The 15,665-nt window shown below is 70.3% G+C and carries 13 protein-coding genes and 1 tRNA gene; 3 read left to right on the top strand and 11 right to left on the bottom strand.

The window, feature by feature from the left end:
- The first annotated feature begins 43 nt into the window (after window positions 1-43).
- Complete coding sequence (locus tag ACFYWI_RS24725; RefSeq protein WP_389236457.1) at window positions 44-865, top strand: trans-aconitate 2-methyltransferase; 822 nt, start codon at window positions 44-46, stop codon at window positions 863-865.
- A 240-nt stretch (window positions 866-1,105) separates the two neighbouring features.
- Here the strand turns inward: ACFYWI_RS24725 and ACFYWI_RS24730 are convergent, their stop codons facing one another.
- From ACFYWI_RS24730 to ACFYWI_RS24740, 3 genes are all read right to left on the bottom strand, one after another.
- On the bottom strand, window positions 1,106-2,836 hold the full coding sequence (locus ACFYWI_RS24730; RefSeq protein WP_389236694.1) for an FG-GAP repeat domain-containing protein: 1,731 nt from the start codon (window positions 2,834-2,836) through the stop codon (window positions 1,106-1,108).
- Window positions 2,837-3,080: 244 nt separating this feature from the next.
- Complete coding sequence (locus tag ACFYWI_RS24735) at window positions 3,081-3,782, bottom strand: TetR/AcrR family transcriptional regulator (protein WP_389236459.1); 702 nt, start codon at window positions 3,780-3,782, stop codon at window positions 3,081-3,083.
- Window positions 3,779-4,759, bottom strand: coding sequence for an acyl-CoA desaturase (locus ACFYWI_RS24740; protein ID WP_389236461.1), 981 nt, complete (start codon window positions 4,757-4,759; stop codon window positions 3,779-3,781). Before ACFYWI_RS24740 ends, ACFYWI_RS24735 begins: the two co-directional genes overlap by 4 nt.
- Before the next feature lie 216 nt (window positions 4,760-4,975).
- On the opposite strand from ACFYWI_RS24740, the gene ppc reads away from it, so the two are divergent.
- Entirely contained in the window at window positions 4,976-7,705 is a 2,730-nt protein-coding gene (gene ppc / locus ACFYWI_RS24745) for a phosphoenolpyruvate carboxylase (RefSeq protein ID WP_389236463.1), read from the top strand.
- 87 nt (window positions 7,706-7,792) lie between these two features.
- Here ppc and ACFYWI_RS24750 read toward each other — a convergent pair whose 3' ends face one another.
- The 7 genes from ACFYWI_RS24750 to ACFYWI_RS24780 all read right to left on the bottom strand — a co-directional run bounded on the left by ACFYWI_RS24750 (window position 7,793) and on the right by ACFYWI_RS24780 (window position 13,489).
- The gene (locus ACFYWI_RS24750) at window positions 7,793-8,482 is read right to left on the bottom strand and encodes an LPXTG cell wall anchor domain-containing protein (RefSeq protein ID WP_389236465.1); all 690 of its coding nucleotides are present in this window, start codon (window positions 8,480-8,482) and stop codon (window positions 7,793-7,795) included.
- A gap of 183 nt (window positions 8,483-8,665) precedes the next feature.
- Window positions 8,666-9,136 carry a hypothetical protein gene (locus tag ACFYWI_RS24755; RefSeq protein ID WP_389236467.1) on the bottom strand — a complete coding sequence of 157 codons (471 nt, stop codon included), beginning with the start codon at window positions 9,134-9,136 and terminating at the stop codon, window positions 8,666-8,668.
- A 66-nt stretch (window positions 9,137-9,202) separates the two neighbouring features.
- The gene (pth, locus tag ACFYWI_RS24760; RefSeq protein WP_389236469.1) at window positions 9,203-9,805 is read right to left on the bottom strand and encodes an aminoacyl-tRNA hydrolase; all 603 of its coding nucleotides are present in this window, start codon (window positions 9,803-9,805) and stop codon (window positions 9,203-9,205) included.
- Window positions 9,806-9,907: 102 nt separating this feature from the next.
- A complete protein-coding gene (locus ACFYWI_RS24765) occupies window positions 9,908-10,501 on the bottom strand; it encodes a 50S ribosomal protein L25/general stress protein Ctc (RefSeq protein ID WP_389236471.1) in 594 nt (197 codons plus the stop codon).
- Window positions 10,502-10,759: 258 nt separating this feature from the next.
- The gene (locus ACFYWI_RS24770; RefSeq protein WP_389236474.1) at window positions 10,760-11,737 is read right to left on the bottom strand and encodes a ribose-phosphate diphosphokinase; all 978 of its coding nucleotides are present in this window, start codon (window positions 11,735-11,737) and stop codon (window positions 10,760-10,762) included.
- Window positions 11,738-11,846: 109 nt separating this feature from the next.
- A complete protein-coding gene (glmU, locus tag ACFYWI_RS24775) occupies window positions 11,847-13,295 on the bottom strand; it encodes a bifunctional UDP-N-acetylglucosamine diphosphorylase/glucosamine-1-phosphate N-acetyltransferase GlmU (RefSeq protein ID WP_389236476.1) in 1,449 nt (482 codons plus the stop codon).
- A gap of 122 nt (window positions 13,296-13,417) precedes the next feature.
- Window positions 13,418-13,489, bottom strand: a tRNA-Gln gene (locus ACFYWI_RS24780).
- Between the two features lie 124 nt (window positions 13,490-13,613).
- On the opposite strand from ACFYWI_RS24780, the gene ACFYWI_RS24785 reads away from it, so the two are divergent.
- Window positions 13,614-14,978 carry a sensor histidine kinase gene (locus ACFYWI_RS24785; RefSeq protein WP_389236478.1) on the top strand — a complete coding sequence of 455 codons (1,365 nt, stop codon included), beginning with the start codon at window positions 13,614-13,616 and terminating at the stop codon, window positions 14,976-14,978.
- A gap of 188 nt (window positions 14,979-15,166) precedes the next feature.
- On the opposite strand, the gene ACFYWI_RS24790 is transcribed toward ACFYWI_RS24785, so the two are convergent.
- A complete protein-coding gene (locus ACFYWI_RS24790) occupies window positions 15,167-15,658 on the bottom strand; it encodes an SUKH-3 domain-containing protein (protein WP_389236480.1) in 492 nt (163 codons plus the stop codon).
- Window positions 15,659-15,665 lie beyond the last annotated feature (7 nt).

The raw sequence follows: 15,665 nt of genomic DNA on the forward strand, positions 1-15,665 counted from the left end.
CCGTTCCACTTCGGCACGCCGTTCCTGCAAGGGGGACTCGAACATGCATTCCGTACCCACCTGGGACCCACAGCAATACCTGCGCCATGCAGGGCACCGCACACGGCCGTTCCTGGACATGCTCGCCCGAATACCCGGGCTGCCGTCCGGCAGTCGACCCGCCCGTATCGCCGACATCGGCTGCGGCCCCGGCAACGTCACCACGCTGCTCGCCGACCGCTGGCCCGATGCCCACATCACCGGCTTCGACCTCTCGCCCGAGATGCTCGCCGAGGCGCAGAGGGAGTACGCGGGCACGACCGCGGGCGGCGGCTGGCTGGATTTCAGGCTCGCCGACGCGGCGCACTGGACCCCCGACGACGAGTACGACCTGATCGTCTCCAACGCGGCACTGCAGTGGGTGCCCAACCACCCCGAGTCGTTCAAGGTCTGGATCGACGGGCTCACCCCCGGCGGCACCTTCGCCTTCCAGGTCCCCGCCAACTTCACCGCGCCCAGCCACGCCCTGCTCGGAGAGCTGTGCGAGACCCCGCGGTGGCGGCGCAGGCTCGGCGACCACGGGCGGCGCTTCGTCCACATCCTGGAGCCCGCCGACTACCTCACCCGCCTCGCCTCACTCGGCTGCGACGCCGACGCCTGGGAGACCACCTACCTCCAACTCCTCGGCGGTGAGGACCCGGTGCTCGACTGGGTGAAGGGAACCGCCCTGCGCCCGGTGCTGACCGAACTCGCCGACGACCCCGACGCCACGGCCGAGTTCCTCGACCAGTACCGGGAGCTGCTGCGCAAGGCGTATCCCAGCGGCCCGCACGGCACGGTGTTCCCGTTCCGCCGGATCTTCGCCGTCGGCCGGAAAGTGTCCTGACCGAGGGTCGCGAACGGACCGGCGTTCCTGGAGCCGGTCGGCCGAGAGCACCGGCCGGGCCGGGTCGGGCCCGGCCGGCCACGGTCATGCCCCGTGCCGGGCAGGGTGAGCCCGGACACAGAAAGCGCCCCGCCGGCGGTGAGAACCGCGACGGGGCGCTTTCTGTGTCCGGCCGTGTGCACCGCCGCCCGGGCGGGGCGCCGTGCACCGGCCACCGGGCCGGTGCGCGGCGCGTCGGCGTCAGTGCAGGCTGCGGTAGGTGTTCCAGCCGCTGCCGATCTTGGCCTTGGCCTTGAAGCCGCCGGTGCCGTTGGCCTCGTAGCGGTACAGCTCCCCCGCGGAGTTGCGGGCGAGGAGGTCGGCGCGTCCGTCGCCGTTGAGGTCACCGGGCGCGGCGAACCTGTTGTACACGTTCCAGCCGCTGCCGATCAGCTTCTTCGGCTTGAAGGGCGCGGTGGCCACTCCCGTACCCGCGTACAGGTACAGCTTGCCGTCGGTGGCGCGGGCGAGGAGGTCGGCGCGTCCGTCGCCGTCGACGTCACCGGCGCCGACGAGGACGTTGAACGCCTTCCAGCCGCTGCCGATCCGCTGCTTGGCGGCGAACGCCGAGCCGGTGCCGTTGCCGCGGTAGAGGAACAGCTCACCCGCGGAGTTACGGGCCAGCAGGTCGCCCTTGCCGTCGCCGGACAGGTCACCGGGGCCGACGAGGGTGTTGTAGACACCCCAGCCGCCGCCGACCGCTGCGTCGCGGTTGAGGTTGTAGAGCGTGCCGTTGTACACCTCGAGCAGGTCGGCGCGTCCGTCGCCGTCGAAGGAGGACGCCAGCGTGATCTTCGCGCTCGACCATCCGCTGCCGAGGTTCTCGCGGGCGCTGAGCAGACCGTTGTTCAGCCCGACGTACCCGTACAGCACACCGCTGGTGCTGATCCCGAGCAGCTCGTCCTTGCCCCACGCCGGGTTGTTGCCCGCCCCGGCGAACTGCGAGACGTAGTTCCAGCCGCTGCCGCCCTGGATCTTCGGTCCGAACGCGCCGGTGCCCGTGGAGAGGTACGTGTACCAGACGCCGGCCTGGGTGCGGCCGACCATGTCGCCGAGGCCGTCCTCGTTCATGTCGTCGACGCTGAACAGCTGGTTGTAGACGCCCCAGCCGCCGCCGACCTTGACCCTGTCCTTGAACGGCCGGGTGACGTCCGGGTTGCCGGAGTAGAAGAACAGCTCACCGGCCGGGTTACGGGCGAAGAGGTCCGCGATGCCGTCGCTGTTGACGTCGTTGACGCCGACCAGCTGGTCGTACTGCCCCCACCCGGAGCCGACCTTGACCTTGGGCGCGAACGGCCCGGTCGCGCCGGGCGTGGCCCGGTACAGGAAGAGCTCACCGGCGGGGTTGCGCGCCAGCACGTCGCCGACACCGTCGCCGGTCAGGTCACCGGGCGAGAACACCTTGTTGAACTGCTGCCAGCCGGTGCCGGACCACAGCTTCGTGGCACTGGTGGCGCCGGCGCTGTACGACGTGAGCCTGCCGTCGGCAGACAGCGTGAACAGCGTCGGACGGCTGGGCGCCGCCGCGTCGTAACCCGCGATCGAGAACGCGTCCTTGTGCATCACGTCGCCCGAACCGAACGAGTAGACGTACGTGTCACCCGGGCCGGACGGAGTGACGTAGTAGTCGCCGTCCCAGGCGCGGTGGAGCAGATCGCTGAATCCGTCGCCGTCGATGTCGCTGCGCATGAGCGCCGGCGAGACCGCCGCGGCAGAGGAACGGCTCTTTCCGGTGCGGAGCTGCGGAAGCGCCGGCTTCGACAGGTCCTCGACGCGGGGAGCGGTCTGCTCGACCGGCGCGTGCGGAGCCGGGGTGCCGTCCGCGTGCGCCGGCACGGCGAGCAGCATGCCCGCCGAAAGAGCCAGGGTGGTGCAGGCCGCGATGCGCCGCGCGGATCTGTGACGCGCGACGGCAGAACGGCCGGGTTCCACGGAAGTCAAGGTCCCCCCTGGGGAAAAGTCGCGAAACCGGGTGACGACGTCCGTGCCCCGTCTGCAGGTACGCACGCGGTGACGGACTCGTCCCGGCGGGATCGGAGCTCACGTCTCGGTGACGAGACGCAAGCACTGCGTCAGACCCGCGGCGGGGTGCGGAGGATGTACGGGAATCACGATCAATTTCGAAGGGGACCGCACAGGGCCGGAAGCGTCCAGGCCGGGCCCGGCGGCGGGGCCGTCAGCTCTTGCGGTGCCCGATCAGCCGCGGTTTGGGCTCCAGGCCGTCCAGGCCGTGCCACGCCAGGTTCACCAGATGCGCCGCGACCTCCGCCTTCTTCGGGCGGCGGGCGTCCAGCCACCACTGGCCGGTCAGCGCCACCATGCCCACCAGCGCCTGCGCGTACAGCGGTGCCAGCTTCGGGTCGAATCCGCGGCTCTTGAACTCCGTGCCGAGGATGTCCTCGACCTGGGTGGCGATGTCGCTGATCAGCGAGGCGAACGTGCCGGTCGACTGGGCGACCGGCGAATCCCGCACCAGGATCCGGAAACCGTCCGTGTAGGCCTCGATGTAGTCGAGGAGCGCGAACGCCGCCTGCTCCAGCAGTTCACGCGGATGGCCCGCGGTCAGCGCCCCGGTCACTATGTCCAGCAACTGGCGCATCTCACGGTCGACCACGACGGCGTACAGGCCCTCCTTGCCGCCGAAGTGCTCGTACACGACCGGCTTGGACACCCCCGCCTTCGCCGCGATCTCCTCGACCGAGGTGCCCTCGAAGCCCTTCTCGGCGAAGAGCGTGCGGCCGATGTCCAGCAGCTGCTCGCGGCGCTCCGCGCCGGTCATCCGCACCCTCCGGGAGCGCCTGCTCCCGGAGGATCGGGTCTTGTCCGGACCGCTCGTGCTGATATTGGAACTGCCGTCGCTCGCCACGTCCTCAATCATGCCGCTTTTGCGGCGTCACTCTTGCGTCGGGCCGCGATACGGGACGCTTCGGGCCAGCGCACGTCGTACGCCCAGCCCAGTTGCTCGAACCAGCGGATCAGCCGGGCACTGGAATCGACCTGGCCGCGCAGCACACCGTGGCGGGCGCTCGTCGGGTCGGCGTGGTGCAGGTTGTGCCAGGACTCGCCGCACGACAGCACCGCGAGCCACCACACATTGCCCGAACGGTCACGGGACTTGAACGGGCGCTTGCCGACCGCGTGGCAGATCGAGTTGATCGACCACGTCACGTGGTGCAGCAGAGCGACCCGTACCAGCGAGCCCCAGAAGAACGCGGTGAACGCGCCCCACCACGACATGGTCACCAGACCGCCGATCAGCGGCGGGATGGCCAGGGACAGGATCGTGAAGAAGATGAAGTGCCGCGAGATCAGACGCAGCGCCGGGTCCTTGATCAGATCCGGGGCGTACTTGTGCTGCGGGGTCCGCTCCTCGTCGAACATCCAGCCGATGTGCGCCCACCACAGGCCCTTCATCAGGGCGGGCACCGTCTCGCCGAACCGCCACGGCGAGTGCGGGTCGCCCTCGGCGTCGGAGAATTTGTGGTGCTTGCGGTGGTCGGCCACCCAGCGCACCAGCGGCCCCTCGACCGCCAGCGAACCCATGATCGCGAGCGCGATGCGCAGGGGCCGCTTCGCCTTGAAGGAGCCGTGCGTGAAGTAGCGGTGGAAGCCGATCGTGATGCCGTGGCAGCCGATGTAGTACATCGCCACCAGCAGCCCCACATCGAGCCAGCTCACCCCCCAGCCCCAGGCCAGCGGCACCGCCGCGAGCAGGGCGAGGAAGGGCACCGTGATGAACAGCAGCAGGGTGATCTGCTCGATCGACCGCTTGCTGTCCCCGCCCAGGGTGGCGTACGGGAGGCCGGCGTCCGCCGTCCCCGGGACGTCGTCGAGCAGATCAGGGCTTGTTGTCATGAGGGTCCCCTGTGGGGTGGAAGAGACGCGACTGGTGCGTGGCTACGGGTGCGTAACCTACGGCGACGTAAGTATGGCAGCGCCCGGCTGCGGGGCAAGAGACCTGCGGACAACGTCAGGGAAATGGACACCTATCCTGGGTGACGTCGGACAGCGCGGTCCGCAAGCCTCCAGTACCCCTCCAGACGTGCTCAAACACTGCAAGGAGCCGCACCTGTGAGCAGTGCCGACCAGACCCACGCCGCCAGCCCCGAGCTGCGTGCCGACATCCGCCGACTGGGCGATCTCCTGGGTGAGACCCTCGTCCGCCAGGAGGGCCGGGACCTGCTCGACCTCGTCGAGCGGGTACGCGCCCTGACCCGCACGGACGGTGAGGCGGCAGCCGAGCTGCTGGGCGACACCGACCTGGAGACCGCGGCCAAGCTCGTCCGCGCGTTCTCCACGTACTTCCACCTCGCCAACGTCACCGAGCAGGTCCACCGCGGCCACGAGATGCGAGAGCGGCGCGCGGCCGAGGGCGGGCTGCTGGCCCGCACCGCGGACCGGCTCAAGGACGCCGATCCCGAGCATCTGCGCGAGACGGTCAAGCACCTGAACGTCCGGCCGGTGTTCACCGCCCACCCGACCGAGGCCGCCCGGCGCTCCGTGCTGAACAAGCTGCGCCGCATCGCCGAGCTCCTCGAGAGCCCGGTGATCGCCGCCGACCGGCGCCGGCACGACCTGCGTCTCGCCGAGCACATCGACCTCATCTGGCAGACCGACGAGCTGCGCGTGGTGCGGCCCGAGCCCGCCGACGAGGCCCGCAACGCGATCTACTACCTCGACGAACTCCATGCCGGTGCCGTCGGCGACGTCCTCGAGGACCTGGCCGCCGAGCTCGAGCGGGTCGGCGTCGAGCTCCCGCCCGGCACCCGGCCGCTGACCTTCGGCACCTGGATCGGCGGCGACCGCGACGGCAACCCCAACGTCACCCCCGGGGTGACCTGGGAGGTGCTGATCCTCCAGCACGAGCACGGCATCACCGACGCGATCGAGGTCGTCGACTACCTGCGCGGACTGCTGTCCAACTCCATCCGCTACGCAGGCGCCACCGAGGAGCTTCTCGCCTCCCTGCAGGCCGACCTCGAGCGGCTGCCGGAGATCAGCCCGCGCTACAAGCGGCTCAACGCCGAGGAGCCCTACCGGCTCAAGGCGACCTGCATCCGCCAGAAGCTCGTCAACACCCGTGAGCGCCTCGCCAGGGGCACCGTGCACGAGGCCGGGCGCGACTACCTCGGCACCGCCGGGCTGATCGCCGACCTGACCCTGATCCAGACGTCGCTGCGCGAGCACCGGGGCGGCCTGTTCGCCGACGGCCGCATGGACCGGGTGATCCGTACGCTGTCCGCGTTCGGCCTGCAGCTCGCCACCATGGACGTCCGCGAGCACGCCGACGCCCACCACCACGCGCTCGGGCAGCTCTTCGACCGGCTCGGCGAGGAGTCCTGGCGCTACGCCGACATGCCGCGCGACTACCGGCAGAAGCTGCTCGCCAAGGAGCTGCGCTCGCGGAGGCCGCTCGCGCCCACCCCGGCTCCGCTGGACGCCGCCGGGCAGAAGACCCTCGGCGTCTTCCACACCGTCAAGCAGGCCTTCGAGCGCTTCGGACCCGAGGTCATCGAGTCGTACATCATCTCGATGTGCCAGGGCGCCGATGATGTGTTCGCGGCGGCCGTGCTCGCCCGCGAGGCCGGACTCATCGACCTGCACGCCGGCTGGGCCAAGATCGGCATTGTGCCGCTGCTGGAGACCACCGACGAGCTGAAGGCCGCCGACGTCATCCTGGAGGGCATGCTCGCCGATCCCTCCTACCGGCGGCTCGTCTCGCTGCGCGGCGACGTCCAGGAGGTCATGCTCGGCTACTCCGACTCCTCCAAGTTCGGCGGTATCACCACCAGCCAGTGGGAGATCCACCGGGCGCAGCGCAGGCTGCGCGACGTGGCCCACCGCCACGGCGTACGGCTGCGGCTCTTCCACGGCCGTGGCGGCACCGTCGGCCGTGGCGGCGGCCCCTCGCACGACGCGATCCTCGCCCAGCCGTGGGGCACCCTCGAGGGCGAGATCAAGGTGACCGAGCAGGGCGAGGTCATCTCCGACAAGTACCTCATCCCCTCCCTGGCCAGGGAGAACCTGGAGCTGACGGTCGCCGCCACCCTCCAGGCGTCGGCCCTGCACACCGCACCCCGACAGTCCGACGAGGCGCTCGCCCGCTGGGACGCGGCCATGGACACCGTCTCCGACGCCGCTCACGCCGCCTACCGGCGGCTGGTCGAGGACCCGGACCTGCCCGCGTACTTCTTCGCCGCCACCCCCGTCGACCAGCTGGCCGAGCTGCACCTGGGCTCGCGGCCCTCGCGCCGCCCCGACAGCGGCGCGGGCCTCGACGGGCTGCGGGCCATCCCGTGGGTCTTCGGCTGGACGCAGTCGCGGCAGATCGTGCCCGGCTGGTTCGGTGTCGGCTCGGGTCTCAAGGCACTGCGCGAGGCGGGCCTTGATCCCGTCCTGGACGAGATGCACGAACAGTGGCACTTCTTCCGGAACTTCATCGCCAATGTGGAGATGACGCTGGCCAAGACCGATCTGAGGATCGCGCGCCACTACGTCGACACGCTGGTGCCCGACCACCTCAAGCACGTCTTCGCGACGATCGAGGCGGAGCACGAGCTGACCGTCAGCGAGGTGCTGAAGGTGACCGGCGACAAGGAACTGCTCGGCTCCCACCCGGTGCTGCAGCAGACCTTCGCCATCCGGGACGCCTATCTGGACCCGATCTCCTACCTCCAGGTCTCCCTGCTGGCCCGGCAGCGCGCCGCCGCCGAGCGGGGCGAGGAGCCGGACCCGCTGCTGTCCCGCGCCCTGCTGCTGACCGTCAACGGCGTCGCGGCAGGCCTGCGCAACACCGGCTGAGCAGAGCACCGAGGCCGCACACGGAAGGAGGGTGCCCCCGCCGAGAACTTCGGTGGGGGCACCCTCCTGTCGCTGTCGCTGTCGCTGTCAGCTCTGGCGGCTCGTACGGCGACGGGCCAGCAGGAATCCACCGCCCGCGACGAGCGCGGCCGCGATCGTCGCCAGCACCCCGATCGGAGCGCCGTTGCCGGTCTCCGCGAGGTCGCCGGTGACGCCGTCGGCGCTCGGGGCCGAGGTCGGCTCCGCGCCCGCCGGGCTGGAGGCGGCCGGGCCGGAGGGCTCCTCCTCGGCCGGGGCGGACGGCTCGCCGCCGGTCTCCCCGCCCGGCGTCTCGGAGGGCGTCCCGGAGGGCGCGGGGGTCTCGGCCGCGTCGTCGCAGTCGGTCTTGAAGACCTTGTGCTTGGCGCTGCCGTTCTCGCCCTCGAAGTTCCAGAACAGCTTGTACTGGCCGTCGGGGAGCGTCATGTCCTCGGTGCGCTCATGGCCGTCGGCATCGAGGGTGAGCGAACCGGTCCTGACGGTCTCGCCCTTGTCGAGGTCGTTGTTGGCCCAGGCCTCGATGTGCCAGTCGACCTGCTGGCCGGCGTCGAAGCCGAAGGCGTCGAGGTAGAAGGTGCAGACCTTGGGCTCGTTCTTGCGGAGCTCTTCGCCGGTGGTGGCGTCGTGGATCTTCACTGTGCCGTTGTCGCCGTGCGGGGTGGCGAGCGCGGTGGGGGCGGCCATGAGCGTGAGCGCGGCGGCAGTCACCAGCGCGCCGGTGGACGTGAGGGTACGCATGGGCAGTCCATCGTGAGAGGGGGAAGGTGCCGTGGGGGGCGGCTCAGGTTCCTGTGTGGAGCCCGGCCGGTCAAGACACCTCGTGCCGCATTCGTACCGGGAGCGTCCGTTCATCCCGATAGTCGTGATAACGATCAGGTGAATCTGACGTTCCGGTAAGCGATTTCGGGTTCCGGGGGCAACTCAGAGCGCCAGGAACGACGCCATCAGCAGCGCCGAACCGGCCAGCGCCGTCGCCCACGCGATACGCGTCAGCCGCAGCCCGCCACCGATGACCAGACCCGCGAGAACCAGCGCGCCGCCGAACGGCAGCCATGCGTGCAACGCGCCTGCCGTGCCCGTGCGGACCAGCTCGTCCCTGCCCGGCTTCACCACCACCGGCAGCTTCGCGCCCTTCTGGACGGCGACCGACTTCTCGATCGTCATACCGTCGCGCGGCGCCTGGGAGCCGTCGGGATCGTACGGACCCGTGCACGTGTCCTCGTCGCAGCGCGCGACCGTCAGCGTGCCGTGCTCGCGGCCCTTGGACAGCAGCACATGCTGGGCGTTGCCCCACGACGACCAGAACCCGGCGACCACGAGCAGCAGGGCGACGAGCGCCATGGCCGCGTTGCGCGCATGGATGAGCATCCGGCCGGAGGAGTTCCGCTTCATGGGGCGCGATCCTTGGCCATGTGAACGCGCTCGGTCAACCTGGGAGCGCCCAAGGCGACGAAGATCTCAGGAGTTGTAGGCGCTCTGCGCCCGCTCCAGACCCTCCGTCACCAGACACTCCACCCCGTCCGCGGCCCGGTCCAGGAAGTAGTCGAGCTCCTTGCGCTCGGTCGACGAGAAGTCCTTCAGGACGAAGTCCGCCACCTGCATCCGGCCCGGAGGCCGGCCGATCCCGAACCGCATCCGGTGGTAGTCGGGGCCCATCGCCTTCGTCATCGACTTCAGACCGTTGTGCCCGTTGTCACCGCCGCCCAGCTTGATCCGCAGCGTGCCGTAGTCGATGTCCAGCTCGTCATGGACCGCGACGATGTTCGCCGTCGGCACCTTGTAGAAGTCCCGCAGCGCTGTCACCGGGCCGCCCGACAGGTTCATGTACGACATCGGTTTGGCCAGGATCACCCGCCGGTTCGCCGGACCCGGAGCCCCGATCCTGCCCTCCAGCACCTGCGCCTGCGCCTTCGAGGCACGTTTGAACGAGCCGCCGATACGCTCCGCCAGCAGATCGGCCACCATGAACCCGACGTTGTGGCGGTTCGCCGCATACCCGGGACCGGGATTACCGAGACCCACGATCAGCCAGGGTGCGTTCGCGTCGTTCGCATCGGACATCGCGCTGCGTCTCCTCGTGCCCAAACACTCGTACCGGAACAGGGGAACGGGGTGGCGGGCCGCAGCCCACCACCCCGTCAAGCCTCAAGCAGAGGATACGGCTCAGGCCTCGGCGGCCTCTTCGCCCTCACCCTCGGCCTCGGCGGCCGGCTCCTCGGCCTGCGCGGCCAGGACCTGCACGACGACGGCGTCTTCCTCGACGGCCAGGGTCGTGCCCTTGGGCAGCGGCACGTCCTTGGCGAGAATGGCGTCACCGGCAGCCAGGCCGGCGACGGAGACCGTGACGGACTCGGGGATGTGGGTGGCCTCGGCCTCGACCGGCAGGGCGTTCAGCACGTGCTCGACCAGGTACGCGCCCGGGGCCAGCTCGCCCTCGGTGTGCACGGGGATCTCGACGTTGACCTTCTCGCCGCGCTTCACGATGAGCAGGTCCACGTGCTCCAGGAAGCCCTTGATCGCGTCGCGCTGCACGGCCTTCGGGATGGCCAGCTCGGTCTTGCCGTCGATCTCCAGGGAGATCAGGACGTTCGGGGTACGCAGGGCGAGCAGCAGCTCGTGGCCCGGCAGCGTGAGGTGGACCGGGTCGGCGCCGTGGCCGTACAGAACACCGGGAACACGGTTGGCGCGGCGGACGCGGCGGGCAGCGCCCTTACCGAACTCGGAACGGAGCTCGGCGGCGAGCTTCACCTCGGACATGTGCACTCCTCGTATGGCAGAAAAACTCTGGTGGCGGTCACCCGGCCACGACAGGCCTGCTACGAAGAGCGCGTCGATAACGGACCGCCGCACAGATGTGCGGCCTCCCTCGCCGAGCAACTCGCACAGTCTACCCAGCTCCTGCCGCGGCCCCAAAGTGGATCACGAGCGACCCGTCCGGCGCGCAGGAGCGACCGCGCGCGGCGCATGAGGAAGGGCCGCCCCGCACGCGGCGGGACGGCCCTTCGACGGCTGCGCTCAGCCCTGCTCCTCGAAGAGGCTCGTCACCGAACCGTCCTCGAACACCTCACGTACCGCACGCGCGATCGTCGGCGCGATCGACAGCACCGTGATCTTGTCGAGCTCCAGCTCGCCCGGGGTCGGCAGCGTGTTCGTCAGCACGAACTCGCTGACCTTCGAGTTCTTCAGGCGGTCCGCCGCCGGGCCGGACAGGATGCCGTGCGTCGCCGTGACGATGACGTCCTCGGCGCCGTGCGCGAACAGCGCGTCCGCGGCGGCGCAGATGGTGCCACCCGTGTCGATCATGTCGTCGACCAGGATGCAGACGCGGCCCTTGACCTCACCGACGACCTCGTGCACGGTCACCTGGTTCGCGACGTCCTTGTCGCGGCGCTTGTGCACGATCGCCAGCGGGGCGTCCAGGCGGTCGCACCAGCGGTCGGCCACCCGCACCCGGCCGGCGTCGGGGGAGACGACGGTGAGCTTGTTGCGGTCGACCTTCGTGCCCACGTAGTCCGCCAGTACCGGCAGCGCGGACAGATGGTCCACGGGACCGTCGAAGAAGCCCTGGATCTGGTCGGTGTGCAGGTCGACCGTGAGGATGCGGTCCGCACCCGAGCACTTGAGCAGATCGGCGACCAGGCGGGCCGAGATCGGCTCACGGCCACGGTGCTTCTTGTCCTGACGGGCGTAGCCGTAGGAGGGGATGATCACGGTGATGCTCCGGGCCGAGGCCCGCTTGAGAGCGTCGATCATGATCAGCTGTTCCATGATCCACTTGTTGATGGGAGCCGTGTGGCTCTGCATCACGAAGCAGTCCGCGCCGCGCGCCGACTCCTGGAAGCGTACGTAGATCTCGCCGTTGGCGAAGTCGAAAGCCTTTGTCGGGACGAGGCCCACACCCAGCTGGTGTGCAACCTCCTCGGCCAGCTCGGGGTGGGCGCGGCCGGAGAAGAGCATCATCTTCTTCTCGCCGGTCGTCTTGATCCCGGTCACAGCACTGTCTCCTCAGACGTGTTCTCTGGCCGCGAGAGTCCTGGGCGCGAGCCAGCCGAATTTATGTGCACGTATCACGGTACGCCGAGTTCGACGCAGCCGTTTCCGGTCAGTTCTCCTCGGCGACCAGTTCCGTTGCTGCTTGAGCCGCCTGCGCGGATGCACTTCCCGGGCGCTTGCGAGCCACCCAACCCTCGATATTCCGCTGCTGGCCCCGTGCGACGGCCAGCGAACCGGCCGGCACGTCCTTGGTGATGACCGAGCCCGCCGCCGTGTACGCGCCGTCCCCGATGGTGACAGGAGCCACAAACATGTTGTCCGAGCCCGTCTTGCAGTGGGACCCGATCGTGGTGTGGTGCTTGGCCTCGCCGTCGTAGTTCACGAACACGCTCGCCGCGCCGATGTTCGTGTACTCGCCGATCGTCGCGTCACCGACGTAACTGAGGTGCGGAACCTTCGTGCCCTCGCCCACCGACGCGTTCTTCATCTCCACGAACGTGCCCGCCTTGGCCTTCGGGCCGAGCCGCGTCCCCGGACGCAGATACGCGAACGGGCCCACCGACGCTCCCTCGCCGACCACGGCCGAGTCCGCCACCGTGTTGTCGACCCGCGCGCCCGCGCCCACCGTCGTGTCCGTCAGCCGCGTGTTGGGGCCCACTTCGGCGCCCCCGGCCAGATGCGTGGCACCGAGCAGCTGCGTCCCGGGGTGCACCACGGCGTCCGGCTCGAACGTCACCGTCACATCCAGCAGCACCGAGGCCGGATCCACCACGGTCACCCCGGCGAGCATGGCCCGCTCGAGCAGCCGCTCGTTCAGCAGCCGGCGCGCTTCGGCCAGCTGCACGCGGTTGTTGATGCCGAGGATCTCCCGGTGGTCGCCGGCCACCGACGCGCCGACGCGGTGCCCGGCCTCCCGGAGGATCCCGAGCACGTCCGTGAGGTACTCCTCGCCCTGGCTGTTGTCCGTACGGACCTTGCCGAGCGCGTCGACGAGCAGCTGCCCGTCGAAAGCGAACACCCCGGAGTTGATCTCCCGGATCGCGCGCTGCTCGTCGGTGGCGTCCTTGTGCTCCACGATCGCCGTGACGGCTCCCGTGGCGGCGTCGCGCACGATCCGTCCGTACCCGGTGGCGTCCGGCACCTCGGCGGTGAGCACGGTCACCGCGTTGCCGTCGGCGGCGTGGGTCCCGGCGAGCGCGGCCAGGGTCTCGCCGGACAGCAGGGGGGTGTCACCGCACACGACGACAACGGTGCCGTCCAGCCGTCCCCCGAGCTCCTCGAGTCCCATGCGCACGGCGTGCCCGGTGCCGTTCTGCTCGGCCTGGAAGGCGGTGCGGGTTCCGGCGTAGTGCGCGCCGAGATGGGCCTCGACCTGCTCGCTCGCATGCCCGACGACGACGACGAGCTGCTCGGGGTCGAGCTCCTGGGCGGCGGATACGACATGTCCGACGAGCGAGCGCCCGCAGATCTCGTGCAGAACCTTGGGAGTCCTCGACTTCATACGGGTGCCCTCACCCGCTGCGAGGACGACGACGGCTGCCGGGCGGTTGGCGCTCACAGGAATGCCCTTCGGCTTCGGGTGGTGGACATCCGAAGGATACCGGGGGGTTTCAGGCGCGATACGAGGGTGGGTCCTGACCGGAGGGGTCAGGATGCGACGCGACGGAACTCTCGAAGAAGCTCCCCCGTCAGGACTCGAACCCGAACAGATGGCACCAAAAGCCACAGTGCTGCCAATTACACCACGGGGGATAAAACCCGACTGAACAGGACATTTGGCCCCGCTCGCCGGATCGGCACCCCTCACTATGCCGTACCAAGTGCCCTCGGTGCGACGGTAGAAAAATGAGTCGACCCCGCCCGTAGGCTGGCACACATGACCACAACGGGGGCGCAGCAGGACGCCACGGGTTCGACCGCCCGTGGCCCGCTGTGGTGGGGACGGCGGCGCAGTGCAGCGCTGGATCTGGGGCTGGGGGCCGTCTCTGCCATCGAGTGCGCGCTGGAGGGTGTCGGGTTCGCGGAGGCTGCCGCGTTGCCCGTGCCCTTCGGGGTGCTGTTCGGGCTGGTTGTCGGCGCGGTGCTGGTGTTGCGGCGGCGGTGGCCGATCGCCGTGGTGCTGGTGTCGATCGCGACCACACCGGCCGAGATGGGCTATCTGATGGGCCTGGTCGGGCTGTACACGCTCGCCGCGTCGGACGTGCCGCGGCGGATCACGGTGACGCTCGCCGGCATGTCACTGGCCGCGACGTTCATCGTGACCTTTGTGCGGGTGGGCCAGGACGTGTCCTCCGCGGACTTCGATCCGGGTGCCTGGTACGTGCCGGTGATGGCCGGGTTCATGTCGCTGGGTCTGACGGCGCCGCCGGTGCTGCTGGGGCTGTACATAGGGGCCAGGCGGCGGCTGATGGAGAGCCTGCGGGAGCGGGCGGACAGCCTGGAGCAGGAGCTGTCGCTGCTGGCCGACCGGGCCGAACAGCGTGCGCAGTGGGCGCGTACGGAGGAGCGGACGCGGATCGCGCGGGAGATGCACGACGTCGTGGCGCACCGGGTGAGTCTGATGGTGGTGCATGCCGCTGCGTTGCAGGCGGTGGCGCTCAAGGATCCGCAGAAGGCCGTGAAGAACGCGGCGTTGGTGGGGGACATGGGCCGGCAGGCGCTGACCGAGCTGCGGGAGATGCTCGGGGTGCTGCGGGCGGGGGAGAGCGAGAAGCGGGCGACTGTCGACCCGGTCCCGCTGGCGGCGGTGGGCGCGGCGGCTGCGGCGGCCGCGAAGGCCGCAGCACAGGACGGTCCCGCTCTTGCGGACATCGAGGCGCTGGTGGAGCAGTCGCGGCAGGCGGGCATGGTGGTGGAGCTCGCGCTGCAGGGGGCGGCGCGGCCTTACGCGCCGGACGTGGAGCAGACCGCGTACCGGGTCGTCCAGGAGGCGTTGACGAACGTCCACAAGCATGCGGCCGGCGCGAAGGTCATGGTGCGGCTCGCGCATCGTGAGGCCGAGGTCGCGATGCAGGTGGAGAACGGTGCTCCGGATGCGTCGGGCGGCTCCGCGGCCGCGGGCCTGCCGAGCGGGGGCAACGGTCTCGTGGGCATGCGCGAGCGGGTGACGGCGCTGGGCGGCGTGTTCGTGTCCGGCCCGACGGACGCGGGGGGCTTCCGGGTGTCGGCCGTGCTGCCCGACCGGGTGGACGGCCGGGACGGGGTACCGGACCGGGTTGCCGACCAGGCCGTCGCGGAGTGACGCGGCGCCGCCCGGAGCCGGGTTCCGGGCGGGGTTCCGGCTCCGGCCGTCCCAGGGGTGAGGCCTCACCCCTGCCCAGGCGTGACGGCCCAGGCCGTTCCGGAGTGGGGCCCCGGCCCCATGGGTACGGCCCAGGCCGTCACGGAGCGGCCCCGGCCCCTGCGTGACGGGCCGGGGCCGCGCCCCGGTCAGGCCATGGTGAGGCGGGCGGGCTGTACGCCCGTGACGAGGGTGCCGAGCGCCTGGTCGATGTCCTGGCCGAGGTACCAGTCGCCGGTGTGGTCGATGCTGTAGACGCGTCCTTCGACGTCCATGGCCAGCACCGCCTGGTGGTTGCCCTCCATACCCAGCGGCGAGATCTCGGTGTCCAGGGCGCGGCCCAGGTCGGCGAGCGTACGGGCCAGGTGGAGCCCGCTGAGCGGATCCACGTACACCGGTGCGGGCGCGTGCTGCCGGCCGGGTCCCGAGGCGGTGATGTGCAGCCCGCCGAACTCGGCCCAGGCCTCGACGACCGAGGGGAAGACGGTGTGCCGGTGGCCGGCCGGGGAGACGTGGGCGCGCAGGGTGTCGGCCCAGTGCTCGGCCTGCTTGATGTCCCAGCGGCCGGGCTGCCAGCCGGCGTCACGCAGGGCGGCGTCGACGGCGACGGGGAACCGGGTGGTGCTGAGGTGGTCGGGCATCTGTGGG

Source organism: Streptomyces sp. NPDC002889 (assembly GCF_042888425.1).
Classification (GTDB): domain Bacteria; phylum Actinomycetota; class Actinomycetes; order Streptomycetales; family Streptomycetaceae; genus Streptomyces.

What these genes read in the sequence shown, in the direction of transcription:
- ACFYWI_RS24785 (WP_389236478.1), top strand. Translation starts at nt 13,614, where the DNA reads ATGACCACAACGGGGGCGCAGCAGGACGCCACGGGTTCGACCGCCCGT.
- ACFYWI_RS24740 (WP_389236461.1), bottom strand. Translation starts at nt 4,759, where the DNA reads ATGACAACAAGCCCTGATCTGCTCGACGACGTCCCGGGGACGGCGGAC.
- ACFYWI_RS24765 (WP_389236471.1), bottom strand. Translation starts at nt 10,501, where the DNA reads ATGTCCGAGGTGAAGCTCGCCGCCGAGCTCCGTTCCGAGTTCGGTAAG.
- ACFYWI_RS24750 (WP_389236465.1), bottom strand. Translation starts at nt 8,482, where the DNA reads ATGCGTACCCTCACGTCCACCGGCGCGCTGGTGACTGCCGCCGCGCTC.
- ACFYWI_RS24790 (WP_389236480.1), bottom strand. Translation starts at nt 15,658, where the DNA reads ATGCCCGACCACCTCAGCACCACCCGGTTCCCCGTCGCCGTCGACGCC.
- ACFYWI_RS24725 (WP_389236457.1), top strand. Translation starts at nt 44, where the DNA reads ATGCATTCCGTACCCACCTGGGACCCACAGCAATACCTGCGCCATGCA.
- ACFYWI_RS24735 (WP_389236459.1), bottom strand. Translation starts at nt 3,782, where the DNA reads ATGATTGAGGACGTGGCGAGCGACGGCAGTTCCAATATCAGCACGAGC.
- pth (WP_389236469.1), bottom strand. Translation starts at nt 9,805, where the DNA reads ATGTCCGATGCGAACGACGCGAACGCACCCTGGCTGATCGTGGGTCTC.
- ACFYWI_RS24755 (WP_389236467.1), bottom strand. Translation starts at nt 9,136, where the DNA reads ATGAAGCGGAACTCCTCCGGCCGGATGCTCATCCATGCGCGCAACGCG.